Origin of the sequence: Pseudomonas sp. WS 5411 (assembly GCF_012985595.1) — a bacterium.
GTDB classification, from domain to species: domain Bacteria; phylum Pseudomonadota; class Gammaproteobacteria; order Pseudomonadales; family Pseudomonadaceae; genus Aquipseudomonas; species Aquipseudomonas shahriarae.
The window spans coordinates 23,307-44,113 of the sequence record NZ_JAARMC010000030.1 but is presented as its reverse complement, the minus strand read 5'-3'; the positions used below and the strand labels follow the sequence as shown (position 1 = coordinate 44,113).

Annotated in this window: 18 protein-coding genes, 4 tRNA genes, 1 pseudogene and 1 riboswitch; of the genes and pseudogenes, 15 read left to right on the top strand and 8 right to left on the bottom strand. The window is 57.0% G+C overall.

All coding sequences use genetic code 11. The annotated features are described in order from the left end of the window. Nucleotides 1–11: 11 nt before the first annotated feature. Nucleotides 12–302 carry a hypothetical protein gene (locus tag HBR93_RS24890; RefSeq protein WP_029294458.1) on the top strand — a complete coding sequence of 97 codons (291 nt, stop codon included), beginning with the start codon at nt 12–14 and terminating at the stop codon, nt 300–302. 12 nt (nt 303–314) lie between these two features. Beyond that, nucleotides 315–1,319, top strand: a complete 1,005-nt coding sequence (gene astE, locus HBR93_RS24885) for a succinylglutamate desuccinylase (RefSeq protein WP_169961311.1) — start codon at nt 315–317, stop codon at nt 1,317–1,319. A gap of 130 nt (nt 1,320–1,449) precedes the next feature. Here astE and HBR93_RS24880 read toward each other — a convergent pair whose 3' ends face one another. Further along, nucleotides 1,450–1,959 carry a 6,7-dimethyl-8-ribityllumazine synthase gene (locus tag HBR93_RS24880; protein ID WP_057960446.1) on the bottom strand — a complete coding sequence of 170 codons (510 nt, stop codon included), beginning with the start codon at nt 1,957–1,959 and terminating at the stop codon, nt 1,450–1,452. Between the two features lie 113 nt (nt 1,960–2,072). Continuing rightward, nucleotides 2,073–2,242, bottom strand: a riboswitch (FMN riboswitch). A gap of 185 nt (nt 2,243–2,427) precedes the next feature. Here HBR93_RS24880 and ltaE point away from each other — a divergent pair. The 8 genes from ltaE (at nt 2,428) to mgtE (ending at nt 10,213) form a co-directional block, all read left to right on the top strand. Next, nucleotides 2,428–3,432 (top strand): low-specificity L-threonine aldolase, encoded by a 1,005-nt coding sequence (gene ltaE, locus HBR93_RS24875; RefSeq protein WP_057439708.1) that lies wholly within the window; start codon nt 2,428–2,430, stop codon nt 3,430–3,432. Between the two features lie 146 nt (nt 3,433–3,578). Next, entirely contained in the window at nt 3,579–6,197 is a 2,619-nt protein-coding gene (gene alaS, locus HBR93_RS24870) for an alanine--tRNA ligase (protein WP_169961310.1), read from the top strand. A 97-nt stretch (nt 6,198–6,294) separates the two neighbouring features. Next, complete coding sequence (locus HBR93_RS24865) at nt 6,295–7,536, top strand: aspartate kinase (protein WP_057439706.1); 1,242 nt, start codon at nt 6,295–6,297, stop codon at nt 7,534–7,536. 183 nt (nt 7,537–7,719) lie between these two features. After that, nucleotides 7,720–7,908, top strand: coding sequence for a carbon storage regulator CsrA (gene csrA / locus HBR93_RS24860; RefSeq protein ID WP_003178872.1), 189 nt, complete (start codon nt 7,720–7,722; stop codon nt 7,906–7,908). A gap of 62 nt (nt 7,909–7,970) precedes the next feature. Continuing rightward, a tRNA-Ser gene (locus HBR93_RS24855) sits at nt 7,971–8,061 on the top strand. A 108-nt stretch (nt 8,062–8,169) separates the two neighbouring features. Continuing rightward, a tRNA-Arg gene (locus HBR93_RS24850) sits at nt 8,170–8,246 on the top strand. Between the two features lie 72 nt (nt 8,247–8,318). After that, a tRNA-Arg gene (locus HBR93_RS24845) sits at nt 8,319–8,395 on the top strand. 375 nt (nt 8,396–8,770) lie between these two features. After that, nucleotides 8,771–10,213: a magnesium transporter gene (gene mgtE, locus HBR93_RS24840; protein WP_169961309.1), complete on the top strand. Its 1,443-nt coding sequence runs from the start codon at nt 8,771–8,773 to the stop codon at nt 10,211–10,213. Between the two features lie 96 nt (nt 10,214–10,309). Here the strand turns inward: mgtE and HBR93_RS24835 are convergent, their stop codons facing one another. The 3 genes from HBR93_RS24835 to HBR93_RS24825 form a co-directional block, all read right to left on the bottom strand. Further along, nucleotides 10,310–10,636: an Arc family DNA-binding protein gene (locus HBR93_RS24835; RefSeq protein ID WP_057439705.1), complete on the bottom strand. Its 327-nt coding sequence runs from the start codon at nt 10,634–10,636 to the stop codon at nt 10,310–10,312. Between the two features lie 412 nt (nt 10,637–11,048). Further along, complete coding sequence (locus HBR93_RS24830) at nt 11,049–11,228, bottom strand: PA3371 family protein (protein WP_057439704.1); 180 nt, start codon at nt 11,226–11,228, stop codon at nt 11,049–11,051. 11 nt (nt 11,229–11,239) lie between these two features. Beyond that, entirely contained in the window at nt 11,240–11,464 is a 225-nt protein-coding gene (locus HBR93_RS24825) for a hypothetical protein (RefSeq protein ID WP_115128775.1), read from the bottom strand. Nucleotides 11,465–11,794: 330 nt separating this feature from the next. On the opposite strand from HBR93_RS24825, the gene HBR93_RS24820 reads away from it, so the two are divergent. After that, nucleotides 11,795–11,871 (top strand) — tRNA-Arg (locus HBR93_RS24820). A 190-nt stretch (nt 11,872–12,061) separates the two neighbouring features. Further along, nucleotides 12,062–12,694: a hypothetical protein gene (locus tag HBR93_RS24815; RefSeq protein WP_169961308.1), complete on the top strand. Its 633-nt coding sequence runs from the start codon at nt 12,062–12,064 to the stop codon at nt 12,692–12,694. Nucleotides 12,695–12,776: 82 nt separating this feature from the next. Here HBR93_RS24815 and HBR93_RS24810 read toward each other — a convergent pair whose 3' ends face one another. The 4 genes and pseudogenes from HBR93_RS24810 to HBR93_RS24795 form a co-directional block, all read right to left on the bottom strand. Beyond that, nucleotides 12,777–13,205 carry a recombinase family protein gene (locus HBR93_RS24810; RefSeq protein WP_169961307.1) on the bottom strand — a complete coding sequence of 143 codons (429 nt, stop codon included), beginning with the start codon at nt 13,203–13,205 and terminating at the stop codon, nt 12,777–12,779. 441 nt (nt 13,206–13,646) lie between these two features. After that, nucleotides 13,647–15,014, bottom strand: coding sequence for a PIN domain-containing protein (locus tag HBR93_RS24805; RefSeq protein WP_169961306.1), 1,368 nt, complete (start codon nt 15,012–15,014; stop codon nt 13,647–13,649). 314 nt (nt 15,015–15,328) lie between these two features. Then, a pseudogene (locus HBR93_RS24800) lies at nt 15,329–15,796 on the bottom strand (IS3 family transposase); the annotation flags it as partial. A 140-nt stretch (nt 15,797–15,936) separates the two neighbouring features. Continuing rightward, nucleotides 15,937–16,860, bottom strand: a complete 924-nt coding sequence (locus HBR93_RS24795; protein ID WP_057439697.1) for a universal stress protein — start codon at nt 16,858–16,860, stop codon at nt 15,937–15,939. 263 nt (nt 16,861–17,123) lie between these two features. On the opposite strand from HBR93_RS24795, the gene HBR93_RS24790 reads away from it, so the two are divergent. The 3 genes from HBR93_RS24790 (at nt 17,124) to HBR93_RS24780 (ending at nt 20,776) form a co-directional block, all read left to right on the top strand. Further along, nucleotides 17,124–18,197 carry an NAD(P)-dependent alcohol dehydrogenase gene (locus HBR93_RS24790; protein WP_057444072.1) on the top strand — a complete coding sequence of 358 codons (1,074 nt, stop codon included), beginning with the start codon at nt 17,124–17,126 and terminating at the stop codon, nt 18,195–18,197. 315 nt (nt 18,198–18,512) lie between these two features. Beyond that, entirely contained in the window at nt 18,513–19,751 is a 1,239-nt protein-coding gene (locus HBR93_RS24785; RefSeq protein ID WP_169961305.1) for a DUF4010 domain-containing protein, read from the top strand. A 101-nt stretch (nt 19,752–19,852) separates the two neighbouring features. After that, nucleotides 19,853–20,776, top strand: coding sequence for a universal stress protein (locus HBR93_RS24780; protein WP_057439696.1), 924 nt, complete (start codon nt 19,853–19,855; stop codon nt 20,774–20,776). Nucleotides 20,777–20,807: the final 31 nt, after the last annotated feature.

Here is a 20,807-nt window from a genome sequence, read left to right as displayed (position 1 = left end):
GAGACTTATTTATGACCACCGATACCCTGAAGCTGATCCTTGAAGACACCGACGGCACCCAGCTGGAAACCTCCTGCACCCGCCTCGCCGTGGTGTGGCAGGGCAAGGAAATCTGGATCCAGCACGACGGCCGTGGCCAACTGCTGATCGGCGTGGACGTGGAAGAGGGTGATGCCGAATACGCCAACCTGCTGATGCGCCCCCTGGCGACCAACCTGATGAGCCTGCAACTGGAAATGGAACCGGCCGACGTTGAAGGTGATGACGACGATCACGTCCACGGCCCAGGCTGCAACCACTAAGGAAGCTGCTCTATGCTCGCCCTCGGCAAACTGCTTGAACTGACCCTCGCCGGTCGTGAACCGGCGCAAAAAATTCAACTGACTGTCGACGGCGTGCAGATGCGCTGGCTCAGTGAGGGCGCGCTTGAAGTGCGGCCTCCCGAAGCCCGGGACAACGGCGCCGATGTGCTGTTGTCGTCCGGTATCCATGGCAACGAAACCGCGCCGATCGAATTGGCCGACCGCTTGTTGCATGGCATCGCCCGTGGGGAGATCAAGCCTCGCACCCGTATTCTGTTCCTGTTCGGCAACCCCGAGGCCATACGCCGCGGCGAGCGTTATCTCGAGCAGGACGTCAACCGGCTGTTCAACGGCCGTCACGAACAAAGCATCGGCCCTGAAGCCATGCGTGCCGCCGAACTCGAGCAGTTGGCCCGCACCTTCTTCAGCGTTCCCGGCCGTAGCCGCTTGCACTACGACCTGCACACGGCCATCCGTGGCTCGAAGATCGAACAGTTTGCCCTGTACCCCTTCAAAGAAGGCCGTCAGCACTCACGCGCCGAACTGGCCCGTTTACGTGCGGCTGGCATGGAAGCGGTGCTGTTGCAGAACAAGACCTCCATCACCTTCACCGCGTTTACCTACGAGCAACTGGGCGCCGAGTCGTTCACCCTGGAGCTGGGCAAGGCCCGGCCATTTGGGCAGAACCAGGGGGTGGATGTGTCGCGCCTGGAAACCCGTCTCAAGCAGATCATCGAAGGTACCGAGCCGGCCACCGAGGGCCTGGACGGCCTGAAGTTGTTCAGCGTGGCGCGGGAAGTCATCAAGCACAGCGACGCCTTCACTCTGCATTTGCCGGCGGACGTGGAGAACTTTTCAGAGCTGGAGAAGGGCTATCTGCTGGCCGAAGACATCGCCAAGACCCGCTGGGTGATCGAGGAGGAGGGTGCGCGCATCATCTTCCCCAATCCGAAGGTCAAGAATGGCTTGCGGGCGGGGATATTGATTGTGCCGACCACAGATGTTGGCCTGGCCTGAACCCCGAGACTGACTCGGTCGAATGTGGGAGCGGGCTTGCTCGCGAAGGCGGAGTGTCAGTCAATACCTGTGTGACTGATCCAGCGCTTTCGCGAGCAAGCCCGCTCCCACATTTGCTTTGCAGTGTCGCTTAAACCGCTACAGCACGCGGCTCATTGCGACGGATCGCGCGGATCTTGTGCAAGGTGTCGGCGCAGGTCTGCGCGGCTTCCTTGCCCTTGTGCACAAAGTGCTCAAAGAAGAAGTTGTGGTGCTCGCTGCCCGCGTGGAAATGATGCGGCGTGAGGGACACCGAGAACACCGGCACTTCGGTTTCCAGCTGCACCTGCATCAGGCCGCTGACCACCGATTGCGCGACGAACTCATGGCGATAGATCCCGCCGTCCACCACCAGGGCGGCAGCGACGATGCCGGCGTAACGGCCGGACTTGGCCAGCAGCTTGGCGTGCAGGGGCATTTCAAAGGCGCCGCCGACTTCAAAGAAGTCGATATCCGACTCCTGGTAGCCCTGGACGAGCATTTCGGCGAGGAAGCCTTTACGGCTTTGATCAACAATATCTTTGTGCCAGCAAGCCTGGATAAACGCGACGCGCTCACCGTGGTGGTTTTTGCTCTTGCTGTCGATTGCGGTGGGTTGCATGTTCTGACTCCTGTTTATGAAAAAAACAGGGCGTTATGAATCGAATGGGATTTAAGGGTGCGAGCGGCTGGGGCATGCAGGCATGCCATCAGCGTTCGGCCCTTAGGCGCCAATCCCGTTCTCTCTTCATCCGGACTATGACCGTCGGCCCCGGGATCACACCGGGTCTGCTGACCTTGCCGCCGTCCTGCGTGAGCAGTTCGAGGCGCCAAGCGCTCGCGGGCTATGCGCATTGCGCGCAATTACCGCCGGTGGGGAATTACACCCCGCCCTGAGAACGTTGCCGCCAGAACCCTGGCGGCGGAGAGTTTTTACCATACATTTCGAAAAACTGCATAGGGTGCTTGTTAATATCGACTATCGACAGGTTTGCTGGCAGCTCCATCCACGAGCCGGCTTGATATTTGCCGGTGATGCCCGCAGTAATCGGTTACAACAGGGAACTCCCCACTCGCAGAGGCAGATTTGATGTCGGTTATTGATCTTCGTAGTGACACCGTGACCCAACCCACCCCTGGCATGCGAGCTGCCATGGCCGACGCCCCCAGCGGCGATGATGTCTACGGTGAAGACCCCAGCGTCAACCTGCTGGAGGCCGAACTGGCCAAGCGCCTGGGCTTCGCTGCGGCGCTGTTCGTGCCTACCGGTACCATGAGCAACCTGTTGGCGCTGATGGCCCACTGCGAGCGGGGCGAGGAATACATCGTCGGCCAGCAGGCCCACACCTACAAATACGAAGGCGGCGGCGCGGCGGTGCTGGGTTCGATCCAGCCGCAGCCCCTGGAAGTCCAGGCCGACGGTTCGCTGGATCTGGCCCAGGTCGCAGAGGCGATCAAACCGGACGACTTCCACTTCGCCCGCACCCGGCTGTTGGCCCTGGAAAACACCATGCAGGGCAAAGTCTTGCCCATCAGCTACCTGGCCGCTGCCCGCGCATTTACCCGTGAGCACGGCCTGGCCCTGCACCTGGACGGCGCGCGCCTGTACAACGCGGCCGTCAAGCTGGGCGTGGATGCCCGGGAGATTACCCAGCACTTCGATTCGGTTTCGGTGTGCCTGTCCAAGGGCCTTGGCGCGCCGGTTGGCTCGGTGCTGTGTGGCTCCAGTGCGTTGATCGCCAAGGCCCGTCGTTTGCGCAAGATGGTCGGCGGCGGCATGCGCCAGGCCGGCTCGCTGGCGGCGGCCGGGCTGTATGCCCTGGACCATCAGGTGGCGCGCCTGGCCGACGACCATGCCAATGCCCACTGGCTGGGCGACGAGCTGCGCAAGGCCGGCTACAGCGTGGAGCCGGTGCAGACCAATATGGTCTACGTGCAGATCGGCGAGCAGGCCCAGGCCCTGAAGGCGTTTGCCGAGGCCCGTGGGATCAAGTTGAGCGCCGCGCCGCGCCTGCGCATGGTCACGCACCTGGACGTCAGCCGGGCGCAGATCGAGCAAGTGCTGGCGACATTTGTCGAGTTTTCCCGGAAATGACCGTGCAGACCGTCTAATTGACTGTTTCTATCGTATAAACACGCTGTACCACGGGCAAAGGGCCGATATAATGCGGCCCTTTGCCGTCGCTCCGTCTGATGACGTTTAGCACTGGCCTTTGGCCGCAGCCTCCGTGGAAGAACCTAATGAAAAGCGCAGAAATCCGTGAAGCCTTCCTTCGCTTCTTCGAAGAGCAAGGTCACACCCGTGTCGCCTCCAGCTCCTTGATCCCAGGCAATGACCCTACCCTGCTGTTCACTAACGCGGGGATGAACCAGTTCAAGGACTGCTTCCTGGGCCAGGAAAAGCGCGCCTACACCCGCGCCACCAGCAGCCAGAAGTGCGTGCGCGCCGGCGGCAAGAACAGCGACCTGGAGAATGTTGGCTACACCGCCCGTCACCACACCTTTTTCGAAATGCTCGGCAACTTCAGCTTTGGCGATTATTTCAAGCAAGACGCGATCAACTTCGCCTGGACCTTCCTCACTGGCGTGCTGAAGCTGCCGAAGGAAAAACTCTGGGTCACCGTCTACGCCACCGATGACGAAGCCTACGACATCTGGACCCAGCAGATCGGTGTGCCGGTCGAACGCATGATTCGCATCGGCGACAACAAGGGCGCGCCTTACGCCTCCGACAACTTCTGGACCATGGGCGATACCGGCCCGTGCGGCCCGTGCACCGAGATTTTCTACGATCATGGCGCCGACATCTGGGGTGGCCCGCCGGGCTCGCCGGAAGAAGACGGTGACCGTTACATCGAGATCTGGAACAACGTGTTCATGCAGTTCAACCGCACCGCCGATGGCGTGTTGCATCCGCTGCCTGCGCCGTCGGTCGATACCGGTATGGGCCTGGAGCGGATCAGCGCGGTGATGCAGCACGTTCACTCCAACTACGAAATCGACCTGTTCAAGAACCTGCTGAGCGCGTCGGCCGCGGCCATTGGCTGCGCCAACGACAACCAGTCTTCGCTCAAAGTGGTGTCGGACCATATCCGTTCTTGCGGTTTCCTGATTGCCGACGGCGTGCTGCCTTCCAACGAAGGCCGTGGCTATGTGCTGCGCCGCATCATCCGTCGTGCCTGCCGCCACGGTAACAAGTTGGGCGCCACGGGTAGCTTCTTCTACAAAATCGTTGCCGCGCTGGTGGCCGAGATGGGCGAAGCCTTCCCGGAACTCAAGCAGCAGCAAGCCAACATCGAGCGCGTGCTCAAGGCTGAAGAAGAGCAGTTCTCCAAGACTCTGGAGCACGGCCTGAAGATCCTGGAACAGGACCTGGCTGAGCTCAAAGGTACCGTGGTGCCGGGTGATGTGGTGTTCAAGCTGTATGACACCTATGGCTTCCCGATGGACCTGACGGCCGACATCGCCCGCGAGCGTGAACTGACGGTCGATGAGGCTGGTTTCGAGCGTGAGATGGAAGCCCAGCGTGTACGCGCTCGTTCCGCGAGCTCTTTTGGCCTGGACTACAACACCCTGGTCAAGGTTGACGTGGCGACCGAGTTCACCGGCTATCACGCTACCGTCGGCTCGGCCAAGATCGTGGCTATCTATAAAGATGGCAAGTCGGTCGATGTCTTGAGCGAAGGCGAAGAGGCGGTCGTGGTGCTCGATCAGACGCCGTTCTACGCCGAGTCCGGCGGCCAGGTCGGTGACTGTGGTTTCTTGCGTTCGACATCCGGTCGTTTTGACGTGCGCGACACCACCAAGACCGGCGGTGCTTTCCTGCATCACGGTGTGTTGGTGCTGGGTAACCTGACGGTCGGCGCTCCGGTAGAAACTCAGGTTGATGCTGAGGTGCGGCATGCAACCGCCTTGAATCATTCGGCCACCCACTTGCTGCACGCCGCGCTGCGCCAGGTATTGGGCGAGCACGTCCAGCAGAAGGGTTCGTTGGTCGACAGCCAGCGCCTGCGCTTCGACTTCAGCCATTTTGAAGCGATCAAGCCTGAGCAATTGAAGGCACTGGAAGATATCGTCAACGCCGAGATTCGCAAGAACACCCCGGTAGAAACTGAAGAAACCGATATTGAAACCGCCAAGAAAAAAGGCGCCATGGCGCTGTTTGGCGAGAAGTACGGCGACGAAGTGCGCGTGCTGAGCATGGGCGGCAGCTTCTCCGTGGAGCTGTGTGGCGGTATCCACGCCGCGCGCACCGGCGACATCGGCCTGCTGAAAATCACCAGCGAAGGCGGTGTGGCTTCCGGTGTACGGCGTATCGAGGCAGTGACCGGCGCTGCGGCCCTGGCCTACCTGAATGCGGCCGAAGAACAACTCAAGGAAGCGGCGACCCTGGTCAAGGGCAGCCGTGACAACCTGATCGACAAGCTCTCTGCCGTACTGGAGCGCAACCGCCAGCTGGAAAAACAGCTGGAGCAGTTGCAAGCCAAGGCGGCCAGCGCCGCGGGCGACGATTTGTCGGCCTCGGCCCTGGACATCAAGGGCGTGAAGGTTCTGACTGCACGTCTGGACGGTCAAGATGGCAAGGCGCTGTTGGCCTTGGTCGATCAGTTGAAGAACAAGCTCGGTCGCGCAGTGATCCTGCTCGGCAGTGTCCATGAGGAAAAGGTCGTACTGGTTGCCGGTGTAACCAAAGACCTGACTGGCCAACTCAAAGCCGGTGATTTGATGAAGCAAGCCGCCGCGGCAGTGGGCGGGAAGGGCGGTGGTCGTCCGGACATGGCGCAAGGCGGTGGTGTAGATGCCGGAGCCCTGGACGCGGCCCTGGCCCTGACCGTGCCGTTTGTCGAGGCCGGTATTTAAGGCGCTGTTAATGAGCCCATGGTCTAGTCATGGGCTCGCTTAGCTGCTGGAAGATTTGTTTATTGGGCGCTCCTTTACGGGCTGAGGCGGCTTAGAAATGGCTTTGATCGTACAGAAATTTGGAGGCACCTCGGTCGGCTCTGTCGAAAGAATCGAGCAGGTCGCCGACAAGGTTAAGAAATTCCGCGATGCCGGCGACGACCTGGTGGTGGTGCTGTCGGCCATGAGCGGCGAGACCAATCGCCTGATCGACCTGGCCAAGCAAATCAGTGGCGATCAGGCGCCGCTGGCGCGTGAGCTGGATGTGATCGTGTCCACCGGTGAGCAGGTGACCATTGCCCTGCTGGCCATGGCGCTGAACAAGCGTGGCGTGCCGGCGGTGTCCTACACGGGCACCCAGGTACGGATCCTGACGGACAGCGCGCATACCAAGGCGCGCATCCTGCAGATCGACGACCAGAAGATTCGTGGTGACCTGAAGGCCGGTCGCGTGGTGGTTGTCGCCGGTTTCCAGGGCGTCGACGAGCACGGCAATATCACGACCCTGGGCCGTGGCGGTTCCGACACCACCGGTGTGGCGCTGGCGGCAGCCTTGAAGGCTGACGAATGCCAGATCTATACCGATGTGGACGGCGTCTACACCACCGACCCGCGCGTCGTGTCCGTGGCCCAGCGCCTGGACAAGATCACCTTCGAAGAGATGCTGGAAATGGCCAGCCTCGGGTCCAAGGTGCTGCAGATCCGTGCGGTGGAGTTCGCCGGCAAGTACAACGTACCGCTGCGCGTATTGCACAGCTTTAAAGAGGGTCCGGGCACCCTCATTACTATTGATGAAGAGGAATCCATGGAACAGCCGATCATTTCCGGCATCGCTTTTAATCGCGATGAAGCCAAGCTGACCATCCGTGGCGTGCCAGACACCCCGGGCGTGGCGTTCAAGATTCTCGGGCCTATCAGCGGCGCGAACATTGAAGTCGACATGATCGTGCAGAACGTTGCGCACGATAACACCACCGACTTCACCTTCACTGTGCACCGCAACGAGTACGATGCGGCCGAACGTATCCTGCAGAACACTGCCAAGGAAATCGGTGCTCGTGAAGTGGTCGGCGACACCAAGATCGCCAAGGTATCGATCGTCGGTGTGGGCATGCGCTCCCATGCGGGTGTTGCCAGCCGCATGTTCGAATCCCTGGCCAAGGAAACCATCAATATCCAGATGATCTCCACGTCGGAGATCAAGGTATCGGTGGTGATCGAAGAGAAGTACCTGGAACTGGCTGTGCGTGCACTGCACACCGCTTTCGAACTAGACGCGCCGGCCCGACAGGGCGAGTAACGCGTTGCCAGGAAGGCGCGGTTGATCCGCGCCTTTCTTTTTTGTCGGGTGAGGGCGCAAGCCTGTTCTTTTGCCCGTGCTCGACAATACTAAGGCGTGCAGGTCCATGGCCGTTTGGTCATAGGCCCAGGGCCTTTTTTTGCAGACTGTTGTTCCCGAAATGAAATGCGTGAGGAGAAAGGTATGCTGATTCTGACTCGTCGATGCGCAGAAAGCCTGATTATTGGTGATGGCGAAATCACCGTGACCGTGCTCGGCGTCAAAGGCAATCAAGTGCGGATTGGGGTCAATGCCCCCAAAGAGGTGGCCGTCCACCGTGAGGAAATCTACCTGCGGATCAAGAAAGAGAAGGACGACGAACCAAGCCATTAATTTTTATCGTTTTTTATGTTTGCAAACGGGGATGAAGCTGGTTAATATACGCCCCGTGTTGCGGAGAGCTGGCCGAGTGGCCGAAGGCGCTCCCCTGCTAAGGGAGTACACCTCAAAAGGGTGTCGGGGGTTCGAATCCCCCGTTCTCCGCCATTATTTGCTTAGTACGTTGCAATCTGGTTTTTTCGCTAAGTGCTTGAAACTAAACGAAAAAATAGCTTTACATAGAGATTGAACGGCCTATAATGCGCGGCAACAAATGCACTCGTAGCTCAGCTGGATAGAGTACTCGGCTACGAACCGAGCGGTCACAGGTTCGAATCCTGTCGAGTGCACCATTTAAGAGTTAGTTGCAGCAATGCAGATAACTTGGCTTCAACCAGTTGTGATCTGGTATAAAACCACAATCTGCACTCGTAGCTCAGCTGGATAGAGTACTCGGCTACGAACCGAGCGGTCACAGGTTCGAATCCTGTCGAGTGCACCATACAAACAAAAAGCCCGCCTAGTGCGGGCTTTTTGCCGTCTGGGGTTTTTATTTTCCCGTGGGGGTGTGCTTGTGTAGGAATCGTCTGCGGCCTGCATGTTTTTCTCTCGGCCATGTGTTTTCTTTTCTGTCAGCGTCGTCGCAGTTTCATACGTGTGGCCAACACTCAGCTTTGTTGCGCAAGCGCTTGTTCTTTCCAGTTTTTTAACGTTTAAAACGGCCGGGCGGTGTATCATTGCGCCCGTCAGCCCCGCCGGGGCTTGTGGAATACCTCCATGGACTTACCCAGTAGTTACTCAGTACCCCGTTTTACCAATCATGAATTGACTGATTGATCCTTCCGGCGTGCCCCGCTGCTGGGAGTGGAGTTCGCCTATGACCGAAGTAGAAGTAAAGAAAACACAAGAAAGCCTGCAGGATCGCCTGGCTCAAGTCGTTGAGCTGCTGCAGCGCCAGCGTGTGGTCGAAGATCTGACCCATCGCCAGGAAGGCCCTCATCAAGACCGGGTCGAGAACCTGGTCCATCGGCAGAATCTCGTCGAGTTGCAGCGCAAGCTCGATGACCTGCACTCTGCCGACGTTGCCTACATCCTTGAAGCTCTGCCGCTGGACGACCGTCTGACGCTTTGGCAGTTGGTCAAGGCGGATCGCGATGGCGACATCCTCCTCGAAGTATCCGATTCGGTTCGTGAAACCCTGATCGCCGACATGGACGATCACGAGCTCCTGGCCGCCGCCAAGGAGATGGACGCTGACGAACTGGCCGACCTGGCCCCTGAACTGCCCCGTGATGTTGTCCATGAGCTGATGGAGACCCTCGACGGTCAACAGCGTGAGCGTGTGCGCTCCGCGTTGTCCTATGACGAGGAACAGGTCGGCGCATTGATGGACTTCGAAATGGTCACCATCCGAGAGGATGTCAGCCTGGAAGTGGTCTTGCGTTACCTGCGGCGTCTCAAGGAGCTGCCAGGGCATACCGACAAGCTGTTTGTGGTGGACTACGACGGCATCCTCAAGGGCGTGCTGCCGATCAAGCGCCTGCTGGTCAACGACCCGGACAAACAAGTGGCTGACGTCATGGCCAGTGACCCGGTGAGCTTTCATCCTGATGAAGACGCCTACGATGCCGCCCAGGCATTCGAGCGTTATGACTTGATCTCGGCCCCGGTGGTCGACAAGAACGGCAAGCTGATTGGCCGTTTGACCATCGACGAGATGGTCGACCTGATCCGTGAGGAAAGCGAAAACGAAGTCCTCAACATGGCGGGTCTGCGTGAAGAGGAAGATATTTTTGCGTCAGTCTGGCGCTCCCTGAGCAACCGTTGGGCGTGGCTGGCGGTCAACCTGGTCACTGCGTTCATTGCCTCGCGGGTGATTGGTCTGTTCGAGGGCTCCATCGAGAAGCTGGTGGCGTTGGCGGCACTGATGCCGATCGTCGCCGGTATTGGGGGTAACTCGGGTAACCAGACCATCACCATGATCGTGCGGGCGATGGCCCTGGATCAGGTAAGCACCGGCAACACCTCGCGCCTGATGCGCAAGGAGCTGGCTGTGGGCCTGATCAATGGTCTGGTATGGGGTGGCGTGATCGGCGTGGTGGCCTACCTGCTGTATGGCAGTTGGTCCCTGGGCGTGGTCATGACCGCGGCCATGACCCTTAACCTATTGCTGGCGGCACTGATGGGGGTATTGATCCCCATGACCCTGGCGCGCCTTGGGCGCGATCCTGCGATGGGGGCCAGTGTGATGATCACGGCCATGACCGACAGTGGCGGCTTCTTCATCTTCCTGGGCCTGGCGACGATCTTCCTGCTTTGAACCTACTGGGAGCCGGCACGCCGGCTCCTGCACAAAAGTAAAAATCCCGGGCAAAAAAAAGCCAGCGCAAGGCTGGCTTCAGCTTTCAGTTGCCGATTATTCGGCTTCTGCGGCTGCCTCAACGTCATGAGCAATCAGCGACACAAGCGCATTTTGCTGACGGTGGGACAGTTGGCGAAACCGCTGTAGCAGCTCGCGTTCGTGCAGTGACAGCTCCGGGCTGTCCATGCGCATGCTCGGCTCATCACCCAACGCGCCTTCCTGAATAAGGCTTTGCTCCATGCGCGCGATGATTTCAGAGTTCATGCTGCGATGATGATTGCGAGCCACCTCGGCAATGCGTTCCCGCATTCCGTCTGGCAGACGTACGACGAACTTGTCAGCCGTACGGCTGGAATAAATTGCCTGTTTCAATGGGCGCATATATTTAACCGGTTAGTTCAGGGGAGCGGTTTTTGGAATTGGCCGCAACATGTGTGTTAGGACAAGGCTTGCGGACAAATGTTCAACCCGAATTGCAAAGAGGCCGCATCATGCCTCAGTTTTGCCGGTTCCTTGGCGTCAATTCTGTGACAAATATTGAGCTTCCTACAGGCTTTGTGCCAGTACTCATTTTCAAATTTGCGGACTGGTTGGAAAACTTTTCTGCGCAAGAACCGGGCCGCAGGCTCTCGCTAAGATGGGGTTTTCGGGCGCATATCCTATAGCAATGTGGCCTTTTGCCCTTAATTTTAAGACTAGTGGCAAATGGCCGATTTGCGAGCCGGGGCGACATAAGGTAGGGCGGTCAGGCGAGCAGGATTGAGACGGTGTCAATCTCTCGTCACAGGCAGGGTCAGCGCAGGATCGGGTCGAACTTGAAGCGACGCCCGACGACCATGGCGATCACCAGCGCGACTGTGAATAGGGCGCAGGCGCCCAGGCAAAGGGCTTGCCAGTCATTCGACGGAAGGTTGAGTCCCAGAATACCCGTGGCAATGGCCAGGATCAGAAATAGCCAGACTGACTTGGTCATGATGGGCTCACTTAGAAAATCAGGTGTTCAGAAGAGCTCGCGGCCTGTGCGCCCTGTGCCAGGTGCACCGATGATTGTCCATCGCCTGTCATCAGGGCCAGTTGAGGTCGTTGTTGAGCGTGGTGGCTGCCCGCTTGGCTGATCTGCGCTGAATCGCTGTCGTTGCCGGCCTGGAAGTGGAATGTCACCAGTACGGCCAAGGCCAGGGCGTTCAGAAGCAGAAGGGTGCTGTTCATGGGTGTTTCCCCGTGTTCACGTGCAGGACAGTTTTATAAGTACAAAGAGTGCAGTCATCATGCCAGCTATTATTTTGATTTAAATCCTTTTAAAACAATAAGTTAAGTTGATCTCAAAAGTATGGCTCATTGCAATATGCAATGATGGCATTTCGTGCCAATGCATTTTGCACGATGGGGTCGGCAGGCCTGTGGGCAACCGCTTATCGCCGGTTGGGTGGGATAAAGGCTTACGCCTAAAAAGCTGACGGACGACATGACAAAACCCACCCTGACCGTTAACATGCACGCCGTCCGTCGCAACGCCATCTGGCCCTGCGCCTGTCATTAGTCCCAGTAGCTCAATTGGATAGAGCATCCCCCTCCTAAGGGGAAGGTTGGCCGTTCGAACCGGCCCTGGGACACCATATAATTCAATACCTCCAGCCAATGTATGTAGTTCTTGCACAGTCTCATGGGTGCATGATGGGTGCATACGCAATAATTTAGACTGAAAAAGCCGCAACAAAATCAGTTGAGGGCTGGGTGTACGTGGAGGTATGAAGAGCGGGGTGATAATTCTGCCACCATGAAAAAGTCGACAACAGGGAAGCAGTGATGCGAATTCTATTTTTTGCGATGTGCTGTTTGTTGATCACCGCCTGTTCAAGCAACCCAGCAGCACTCTTTGAAGAGCAAGTCAAAAACAGCACCACGCCGTTAGCACGGACCCCCTCTGAGGCCATGCACAACGCGCAAGCTGTGCCCATGCCGATCAACCCAGGATGGCGGCCACCCCAGTGGAAGATCACCGCTGCGGAACCGCGCATCCTGATCAGTGGGGTACCGTCGAACTATCGATTATTCAGCGTCGCGTTGACAAAGGACAAACCCTTTCATATTGACGTTAACTCCTGGTGCGTCAATGGGTGCCTGGGGTTCAGCAAGTACGCCCTGAACCCTTATTTGATCTTGATGGACGCCAAAGGCAACGTCCAGGCTGAAGGTTTTGGCAAGGCGACTGGCATAGTGGGAGTCATCAGCCAAGTGTTGAAGGGCACGGTGACAACCAGCGGCACTTACTACCTGATAGTCGCGGCGGATAACCGTGCGCCTGGGGAAACCATTGTCATCGACAACGTGCTGCTGATTGGGGCAGCGGCGAGCCCAATCACGCCGTTGCGGATTGGGATGGGTAGTTATCCGTTTGGGTCGGTTGGGCCGTTGTTGAATACGGAAGAGACGCCTTGAGGCTGTGAGGCAAGAGAGCGAACACGCCCGCTGCTAATACTGAAATAAAATCAGTGCTGGAAGAGGTGGAGAAAGTGCCGGGTTAAGCCCTATCTCTGATTCGTAATACTGTCGTAGTCGAGCAGTTAGCATGACGTGCTGTGGCACGTACACCAAGGCCGGCACCGAGCAGTTCGGTCACCCGCTTATGCAGGTCAATGTTGACGGGGCGGCCTTGATACTTGCCGGCGGCCTTGGCCTTCTCGATGCCTTGAGCCTGGCGCTCGCGCCGCTGCTCGTAATCCTTGCGCGCGATCGCGGCCATCATCTCCACCAGCAATACATCACCCTTGCGCGCATCTTTCAGAAGGCGCAGCAGCTCGGGCCGGTCGGCGGTAGCGCCGCTGGCGTTCTCCAGGTACACGCTTGCAATGACCTTGTTATGGTCGCTGGCGAACTGCTCGAGCGAGGCCCGGGCACGGCCGGCGTCTTGTTCGTCGGTGGAGGCTCGGAGGTATGCGCGGATGAACATGATGTGTGCCTGTATCAGTTAGGGCGTTCTACTAATGCTGTTGCACTTTGGGTGTTACTTATCAAGCGGAAAGCCCGAAAAAGGCAAAATAAGCCTGTATCTGGATAGGCGTACTATAGGTGATACACACAACCGGATTAAACGGGACTGAAATAGTTAGTTTTGGCGGGATTGAAGAGGGCATTTTTGTTGCAGTAAGTCGAAGGTATGCAAAGTGATACGGAACCAGACTTTCGGCTTAGTCCAACCTCAGATTGAGGATGGAGCGGGGAGGGCTGACCTACCGTTTCGGTACGTCAGGTTTCGCGCCACGTTTTGCAAGAAGTTGAAAACGTGGCGCGGAGAATTGGTGCGGCGGCGGAACTACCTAGCAATCCTCGTCAGTTCGATCAGGTGTTGCTTTCATCGCAACACCTGTTCCAGCCTGCTGTCAGGGTTGCGTCATTTTACTAATTGTCTATAGGTACCTGAAACGTGGCATGTGAAGTGGGAGCTACCCTCGTCCAGCATACCAATGGCGAGTAGAACCTGTTCGGGCATATTATGGATTTTATGTTGGCTTAGAAGGCGTATTAGCTCTTCTATTTCCTCTGTGGAATTTAGGCAGAAGGCAAAGGTGAATGTGCTGACCTCTCCATTGTTGAGGTTGCTAATGGCCCTCTTTGTAAGGTTTTTAATGAAAGTTGGAAATTTTGATGTGTCTTGTATCATTGGCCTGACTTCGTAGCCGTGTTTGTTGCCATTGTTATTTACTACTAGGTCTAGATTGTCATGTGGTACTTCTGTTCCTCCCCAAGTAAGTACCCAAGTGCTAAATGAAGCTCTTATTTTCTTCATTTGAGCAAATAATTGTTCGATGCTAGGAGGTTCGTTTGAATTCTCTTTGGATGTGTCACGTACGTCTTCGATAGTTGCTTCAGAGATTTCTGTTTTTAGGAATTCTTTCGCATACTGTAAAAAACTTTCAGGGTTGTACATGACGAATGTTTCGATTCCTCCCGAAAGAGCAGCTTCCTCTATCAATTCTGGTCGTGGGCCAATAGTTTTATTTCCATCCAAATTAAACTTTAGCCACCAGTCCTCTTTTGCGTCATCTGTGACAAAAATGATTTCTTTTTTTGATTCTGACTTTGCAAAGGAAAGTAATTGTGTCCAGATTATATAGTCTCCGAATTTACGCTTATAAATTATGCCGCCGTGTAGAAATTCATCTGGTGCATCTTCATCCTTCTTGCTATCCATATATCCTGGAGGGATCTTAAATTTATAACGTTGTTCAGCTGCTTTGAATAATTCATCAATGGTTTTTTGGTCTGTAGGGATTGGACCTACGCGGTTCTCGAATAGCGATTCAATTCGTTCTTTTAAAGAGTCTGGTTCGTTAAGCTTTTGATGTGTCTTTTGCGAGGCTTCAAGTTGAATTAGGAATTCACTTGTCAGTTCGTCGAATCTTGTAGTAAGAGAATCAAAGTCGATTAGTGTGTGTCGCTTTTTTAAGTTTAGTCTTTCTGCTTCGGAGGAAATAGTGGTCTTGATTTTATCGATGCTTTTTCGAACCTCAGAGAACTTTTTTCCTTGAGTTGCAATGACTTTAAGTCTATTTCTTTGAAATTCTAATGCTACATGAAATGGTATCCAAACCTTATCTGATAGTTCGTCTAGTACAGATAGAAGCTCGTCCCGGGTTCCTTGTTGGTATCGGTACAGGTTTAAGAGTACATTGCTGTCGAATACGAAAATCGCATCTTTCCAAACAGTTCGATAATCTAGCTTGCGTTGTGCCTCATATTGTGGAAAGAGTCCTTTCATTTGCCCTCCAGGCGTTATCGTTGATGCTCAAACCGACACTGGTTCGCTGCTTAGCATGATGTGAGACAGGCCCTATCATCTGAATGAGACGGGTTGGTCTGTCTCATAAGTTTTTGACAGAGGTATCCCTTACGTAAGCCACGGTATGGGGATGGCAAATGGCTTTCAAGGCAATTCGCGAAATTTTGGGCGTTCCCAGTGAGACCAAATCGTCACACATCGAGATATTTCACTGTGGGAGCGGGGTAGCGTGGGGCTTTTACCCAATGGGAGATGCACTCAAGCCTGAGGGCATTTGAATCGCCCCGGATTCTCTAGACACCTTGCGAGCTCATTGCGTAACGTTTTTCAAACTCTACCGATGACAGTTGATTGTTGAAACCATGGCGGCGTTTTGCGTTGTAGAACATCTCGATGTAATCGAACACATCACTACGAGCATCTTGCCGCGAGGTGTAGATTTTCCGCTTGATTCGTTCCCGTTTCAGAAGCTGGAAAAAGCTCTCAGCCACGGCGTTGTCATGACAATTGCCTCGGCGGCTCATGCTGGCAACCAAATTGTTCGCTTTCAAAAAACTGCGCCAATCGGAGCTGCTGTACTGGGCGCCCTGGTCGGAGTGAGCCATCACCTCTTGTTTCGGTTTTCGCCTCCAAACCGCCATTAATAACGCATCAATGGCCAAATCACTGGTCATCTGCGCCTTCATTGACCAGCCAACGACCTGACGAGAAAACAGATCCAGCACCACCGTCAAATACAGCCAGCCTTCATACGTACGAATGTTGAGTCGCATGGCGATGGCCTGAAGCCATTAACATTAGGGGCTTATCTCCATTTCCCGAACGTCCAGGCCGAGCGCTAGGACGGGGCCCCCCGTTCCTCTCCCGCCCAGCCCCGCCAGATCCTCATCCCATCCTGCCTTCAAATCAGCTCCTGCGGAGAAATCACCCAAACGCTGCAGGGCATCTTGTACAGCAGGTGTTCCACCGTGCTGCCGATTAATCGGTCCATGGCTCGATGGCCTATTCGGCCCATCACAATCACATCGGTTTCATAGGCACTCGCGTAGCTGGCAAGCACCTTGGCGGGGTTGCCCATGATCATGTGCTGGCGCTCCGGTGGAATACCGTTGCGCTCCGCCAGTTCGTGGAAGGCATCGGCCTGGGCATCAAACAGTGTCCGGGCTTTGCTGGAGGAGAAGAAGCTTGCGCCATTTTCGAAACCGAATTCATCGGCACTGATAGCTGAAAGGTCGTGGGCATAAATGACGTCTAGTTCTGCGTGACAGATGCTCGCCAGTTTCGCGGCCTCTTGCACAATGGTGTCGTTGAAATCTTTGTATTGCCCGTCGCGATGAAAAGGGTCTACTGCAGCGATGATCTTGCGGGGTAGGGCGTGGTGCATATGGCTGACGAAATGCAAAGGTACCGGGCATTCGCGCAACAGGTGGACATCCAATGGCGTAAACATCAGGCGTGAAAGCAGCGATTCATGCTCCAGCGCCTTGATCAACACCGCCATGGGTTGTTCTTTGAGGTGGATGAGGATTTCCTGCAAGGGGTCGTTCACCCAGACCACTTCAGTGGTGACATGCACCCCGATTCTGCGCAACGGGCGGGCCTGGTCTTCCAACCATTGGCGATGGCGTTCGACATAGCCGATGCGCATTTGCTCCAGCGCTTGCTCGTTGACCAGCCCGGCCGTTGCCAGCCCCTCGAGATAGTCAAATGCCACGATGTGCAATGCCGCATCCGCAGCCTTGGCCAGGGCGGCGGCTCGATCGAAAGCGGGGCTGTTCTCCATCAAGGGTGGGACGACCAACATGAAGCGTGATTGATCAGACATGACATCTCTCCCGTAGGTAAATGCGCAGGTGCCCGCCCCAATCGCCGCGCAGCCATTGGAACCTGAAACCTCGCAATTAGAGTGTGGCGGGCTGCGGGAGGCCGGGTTGATCTTTGTCAAACCCCGGGGGCAATCGGGTGGCAACCCGACGTGCGGTCGGTCAGCGACGAAATTGTTGACCATTATCAATCTTTCCAGTGTTTCCTCGGCGCAGTCTTATAGGCGTGCCGAACCTGGCGCACCCACAGTGGCGGAGGATCACCATGGCGACCATGAAAGCGGCTGTTTTCGTTGAAAAGAACCGGATCGTCCTGGAAGACAAACCCATCCCCACTGTGGGGCCCCTGGATGCCTTGATCCGTATTACCACGACGACCCTCTGCGGTACCGACGTGCACATCTTGCGCGGTGAGTATCCGGTGGCCAAAGGGCTGACGGTGGGGCATGAGCCCGTAGGGGTCATTGAACAGTTGGGCTCGCAGGTGCGCGGCTTTGTCGAAGGGCAGCGGGTCATTGCCGGCGCCATCACCCCCAGCGGGCAAAGTTACGCTTGCCTCTGTGGCTGTGCTTCGCAGGATGGCCCGGACACCCGCCACGGTTTTCGCGCCACGGGTGGCTGGAAGTTCGGCAATAGTATTGACGGTTGCCAGGCGGAGTACGTGCTGGTGCCAGACGCCACCGCCAATTTATGCCCGATTCCGGACGGCCTCAGCGATGAGCAGGTGTTGATGTGCCCGGACATTATGTCCACCGGTTTTTCCGGGGCGGAGCGCGCCGAGGTCAGCATCGGCGATACCGTTGCGGTGTTCGCCCTCGGGCCAATCGGCCTCTGTGCAGTGGCCGGCGCGCGTCTCAAAGGCGCGACTACCATCATTGGCGTCGATGCCGTACCTGCGCGGATGAGTGTTGCGCGGCGCCTGGGGGCCACCCATGTGGTCAACTTCAAGGACGGTAATGTCGTCGAGCAAATCATGGCCTTGACCGATGGCCGTGGGGTGGATGTGTCCATCGAGGCATTGGGCACGCAAGGCACGTTCGAGTCCGCTTTGCGGGTCTTGCGCCCCGGTGGTCGGTTATCCAGTCTCGGCGTTTATTCCAGTGACTTGCGCATACCCCTGGATGCCTTCGCCGCCGGGCTCGGGGACTACAGCATTGTCACGACCCTGTGCCCCGGCGGTAAAGAGCGTATGCGCCGGCTGATGGCGGTGGTTAACAGCGGCGGTGTGGACCTGTCACCCCTGGTAACCCATCGTTTCAAGCTCGACGACATTGAAGCGGCCTATGAGCTGTTTGCTCACCAGCAGGATGGTGTGATGAAGGTCGCGATTACGCCGTGAAGATGGGGTTAAAGGTGGTCTGGAGGTCGTCAATGATGATTGATATCACGCAGGAGCAGGCAACCGCATGCTGGGTTGTGCACATGGAAGGTGTCGCAGTGGAGTTCAAAACCCTGGAAGGTGCGCAGGCATTCGTCAGGCGACTCCGGACGCGTATAGACGCGCCGCATGCCTGGCCGATCAATGTCGATCCGCCCCCTGTCCGGCGAGCGGCCCACGCAGCCCGATAGCCCGGCGACATGGTTGCAACGGTTCGGCCGACCTCGTGGAGTCACGAGTGGGTCGCAAGACAAGGCCAGCATCGATGACAAAACCATGAATGAAACCCTCGGCATGGCAGGCGCGGCAACCGCACTGGGGATCGGCATGCTCATTGGGCTGGAGCGCGAGCGGCACAAAGGGCAGGGACAAGGCCGCGCCTGTGCAGGACTGCGCACGTTTGCGATCACCGCGCTGTTGGGTTATGTGGCGATGCAGGTCGGCGCCGGTCTGCTGGTCGGGATCGTGGCGATAACCCTTGGGTTGCTGGTCACCGTGGCGTACTGGCGCAGCCTGAGCGATGACCCGGGCGTTACCAGTGAAGTGGCATTGATCACGGTTTTGCTGCTGGGGGCGATGTGCAGTACATCGCCCGAACTGGCGATCGCCATCGCCGTGGTGATCGCGGGCCTGCTGACCTATCGACAGAAGCTGCACTACTTTGCCCGTAACCAACTGACTGATGTGGAAGTGCGCGACGGCCTGGTACTGGCGACTGCCGCGCTGGTGGTGCTGCCGCTGGTCCCTGACCGCTTTATCGGCGCCTACGCCGCGATCAACCTGCGCACCATTTGCACGCTCACGGTATTGCTCATGGTAGTGGGGGCGGTGGGGCATATTGCTGTGCGCACCCTGGGCACCCGGTATGGGTATGCAATCAGTGCCATTGCTTCCGGGTTTGCCTCCAGCACCGTGACCATTGCCGCCATGGGGCATATCGCCGCCAGGGAGCCGGACAACATCAAGGTCTTGAGTGCCGCCGCGATCTTCTCCAACCTGGCGACGGTCACCCAAGTCGGGCTGATCATGGGGGCGGTCGACAGCAGTCTGTTACGTCATATCTGGGGGCCGCTGTTGTGCGGCGCCGCTGCCACAGCGCTGTATGGACTGTGCTTGATGTTTCCCCGGCCCGCGAATGGCGTGGGGCAACCGATCAAGGTCGGTGGCGCGTTCAATCTCAAGCTGGCGCTGGTGGTCTCATTGACCATGACCGGTATCACTTTCCTGTCGTCGGTGATGCTCAGTCACTTCGGTGAAACCGGAGTCATGCTCACGGCGACCCTGTCCGGCTTCGCCGATGCCCATTCCTCGACAGCATCAATTGCGACATTGGCCAAGTCCGGTCAGTTGCCACTTAGCGCCACCACCATTCCTATACTGATTGCAGTCAGCAGTAACACGCTGAGCAAATGCCTGGTGGCGTGGATCAGCGGCGGGCGACGGTTCGCCGCTTACGTTATCCCGGGTCAGGTCTTGCTGACGCTGGCCATGTGGGCCGGGATCTTGCTTCTTTGAATCACATTCAACCTGGTACCTGATGAAGATCAAGTTGGCTGAGTCGGGTGCGTTCACTCTATAGGTGTCAGCAACCAAAAGGCCACGTGCCGAGGTGTCCCATGTCGCAGGCTCAGCGTTTACTGTTAATTGCCCCCTCAACCCTGACCCGTACACCCGCGTTCGAGCGGGCCGGCGCGTTGGCCAAGGCGATGCAAATGCCTTTGCACATTGTCGCATTTGACTACTTGCAGGCCTTGGCGGTGGCCGGCCTTTTTGCCCCTGAACAAATGAACCGGGCCCGTGACGGTTATTTGCAAAACCACAGGCAGTGGCTCACGGAGCAGGCGGGGTTGATCAGCCAGCACGGGGTGCAGGTCACCAGCGAAGTGGTGTGGGTGCAACACCCTTACGAAGAAATCATGCACTTTGTCAGTGAGATGCCACTGGCGTTGATCATCAAGGATGCGCAGGAAGAATCAGCCTTGCAGCGGATCTTTTTCGCACCGCTGGACTGGCAGTTACTGCGCGATTGTCCGGTACCTGTGCATTTGGTGACCAACGCGCTCAACCCTCGGCCGCGCAATATCCTGGCCATCGTCGATGTGCTGCGCGACGAGGAGCAGGACAATGTGTTCAACGACCAGATCATCAACGCAGCGGTAAAGCTGGCCAACGAATGCGATGCCCACCTTGAGTTGATGCATGTGTATGACTGGGCGGCGATTTACGTCCAGGACATGGGCTTTGGTGCCTTGCCCCTAGCCACTGGGATTTATGAGGCGCTGGGCACGACTCAGCGGGAAGTGTTTGCCGCCATGGCTGAACGCCATGGTGTACCGCCGGAGTATCGCCACTTCATCGAGGGCAACCCGGTGTTGAGTATTTGTGAGTTCGCTGCCGAGCATCGCACGGACATCATTGTGATGGGCACGGTTCAGCACAAGGGGTTGAACAAGTTGCTCGGGACCACCGCTGAACAACTCCTGCAGCGGGCGCCCTGCAGTGTGCTGGCAATCAAGCCCGGGCGGGTATTGCAATCCTGAGCAGGCAACGGCCCCGCGCTTGAGCGTTGAG

Coding starts and splice junctions, on each gene's coding strand:
- HBR93_RS24795 (WP_057439697.1), bottom strand. CDS start 16,860: ATGTCTGATCAATCACGCTTCATGTTGGTCGTCCCACCCTTGATGGAG.
- HBR93_RS24830 (WP_057439704.1), bottom strand. CDS start 11,228: ATGACCAAGTCAGTCTGGCTATTTCTGATCCTGGCCATTGCCACGGGT.
- HBR93_RS24865 (WP_057439706.1), top strand. CDS start 6,295: ATGGCTTTGATCGTACAGAAATTTGGAGGCACCTCGGTCGGCTCTGTC.
- HBR93_RS24825 (WP_115128775.1), bottom strand. CDS start 11,464: ATGAACAGCACCCTTCTGCTTCTGAACGCCCTGGCCTTGGCCGTACTG.
- HBR93_RS24790 (WP_057444072.1), top strand. CDS start 17,124: ATGGCGACCATGAAAGCGGCTGTTTTCGTTGAAAAGAACCGGATCGTC.
- csrA (WP_003178872.1), top strand. CDS start 7,720: ATGCTGATTCTGACTCGTCGATGCGCAGAAAGCCTGATTATTGGTGAT.
- alaS (WP_169961310.1), top strand. CDS start 3,579: ATGAAAAGCGCAGAAATCCGTGAAGCCTTCCTTCGCTTCTTCGAAGAG.
- astE (WP_169961311.1), top strand. CDS start 315: ATGCTCGCCCTCGGCAAACTGCTTGAACTGACCCTCGCCGGTCGTGAA.
- HBR93_RS24780 (WP_057439696.1), top strand. CDS start 19,853: ATGTCGCAGGCTCAGCGTTTACTGTTAATTGCCCCCTCAACCCTGACC.
- HBR93_RS24815 (WP_169961308.1), top strand. CDS start 12,062: ATGCGAATTCTATTTTTTGCGATGTGCTGTTTGTTGATCACCGCCTGT.
- HBR93_RS24880 (WP_057960446.1), bottom strand. CDS start 1,959: ATGCAACCCACCGCAATCGACAGCAAGAGCAAAAACCACCACGGTGAG.
- HBR93_RS24890 (WP_029294458.1), top strand. CDS start 12: ATGACCACCGATACCCTGAAGCTGATCCTTGAAGACACCGACGGCACC.
- ltaE (WP_057439708.1), top strand. CDS start 2,428: ATGTCGGTTATTGATCTTCGTAGTGACACCGTGACCCAACCCACCCCT.
- HBR93_RS24810 (WP_169961307.1), bottom strand. CDS start 13,205: ATGTTCATCCGCGCATACCTCCGAGCCTCCACCGACGAACAAGACGCC.
- HBR93_RS24785 (WP_169961305.1), top strand. CDS start 18,513: ATGAATGAAACCCTCGGCATGGCAGGCGCGGCAACCGCACTGGGGATC.
- mgtE (WP_169961309.1), top strand. CDS start 8,771: ATGACCGAAGTAGAAGTAAAGAAAACACAAGAAAGCCTGCAGGATCGC.
- HBR93_RS24835 (WP_057439705.1), bottom strand. CDS start 10,636: ATGCGCCCATTGAAACAGGCAATTTATTCCAGCCGTACGGCTGACAAG.
- HBR93_RS24805 (WP_169961306.1), bottom strand. CDS start 15,014: ATGAAAGGACTCTTTCCACAATATGAGGCACAACGCAAGCTAGATTAT.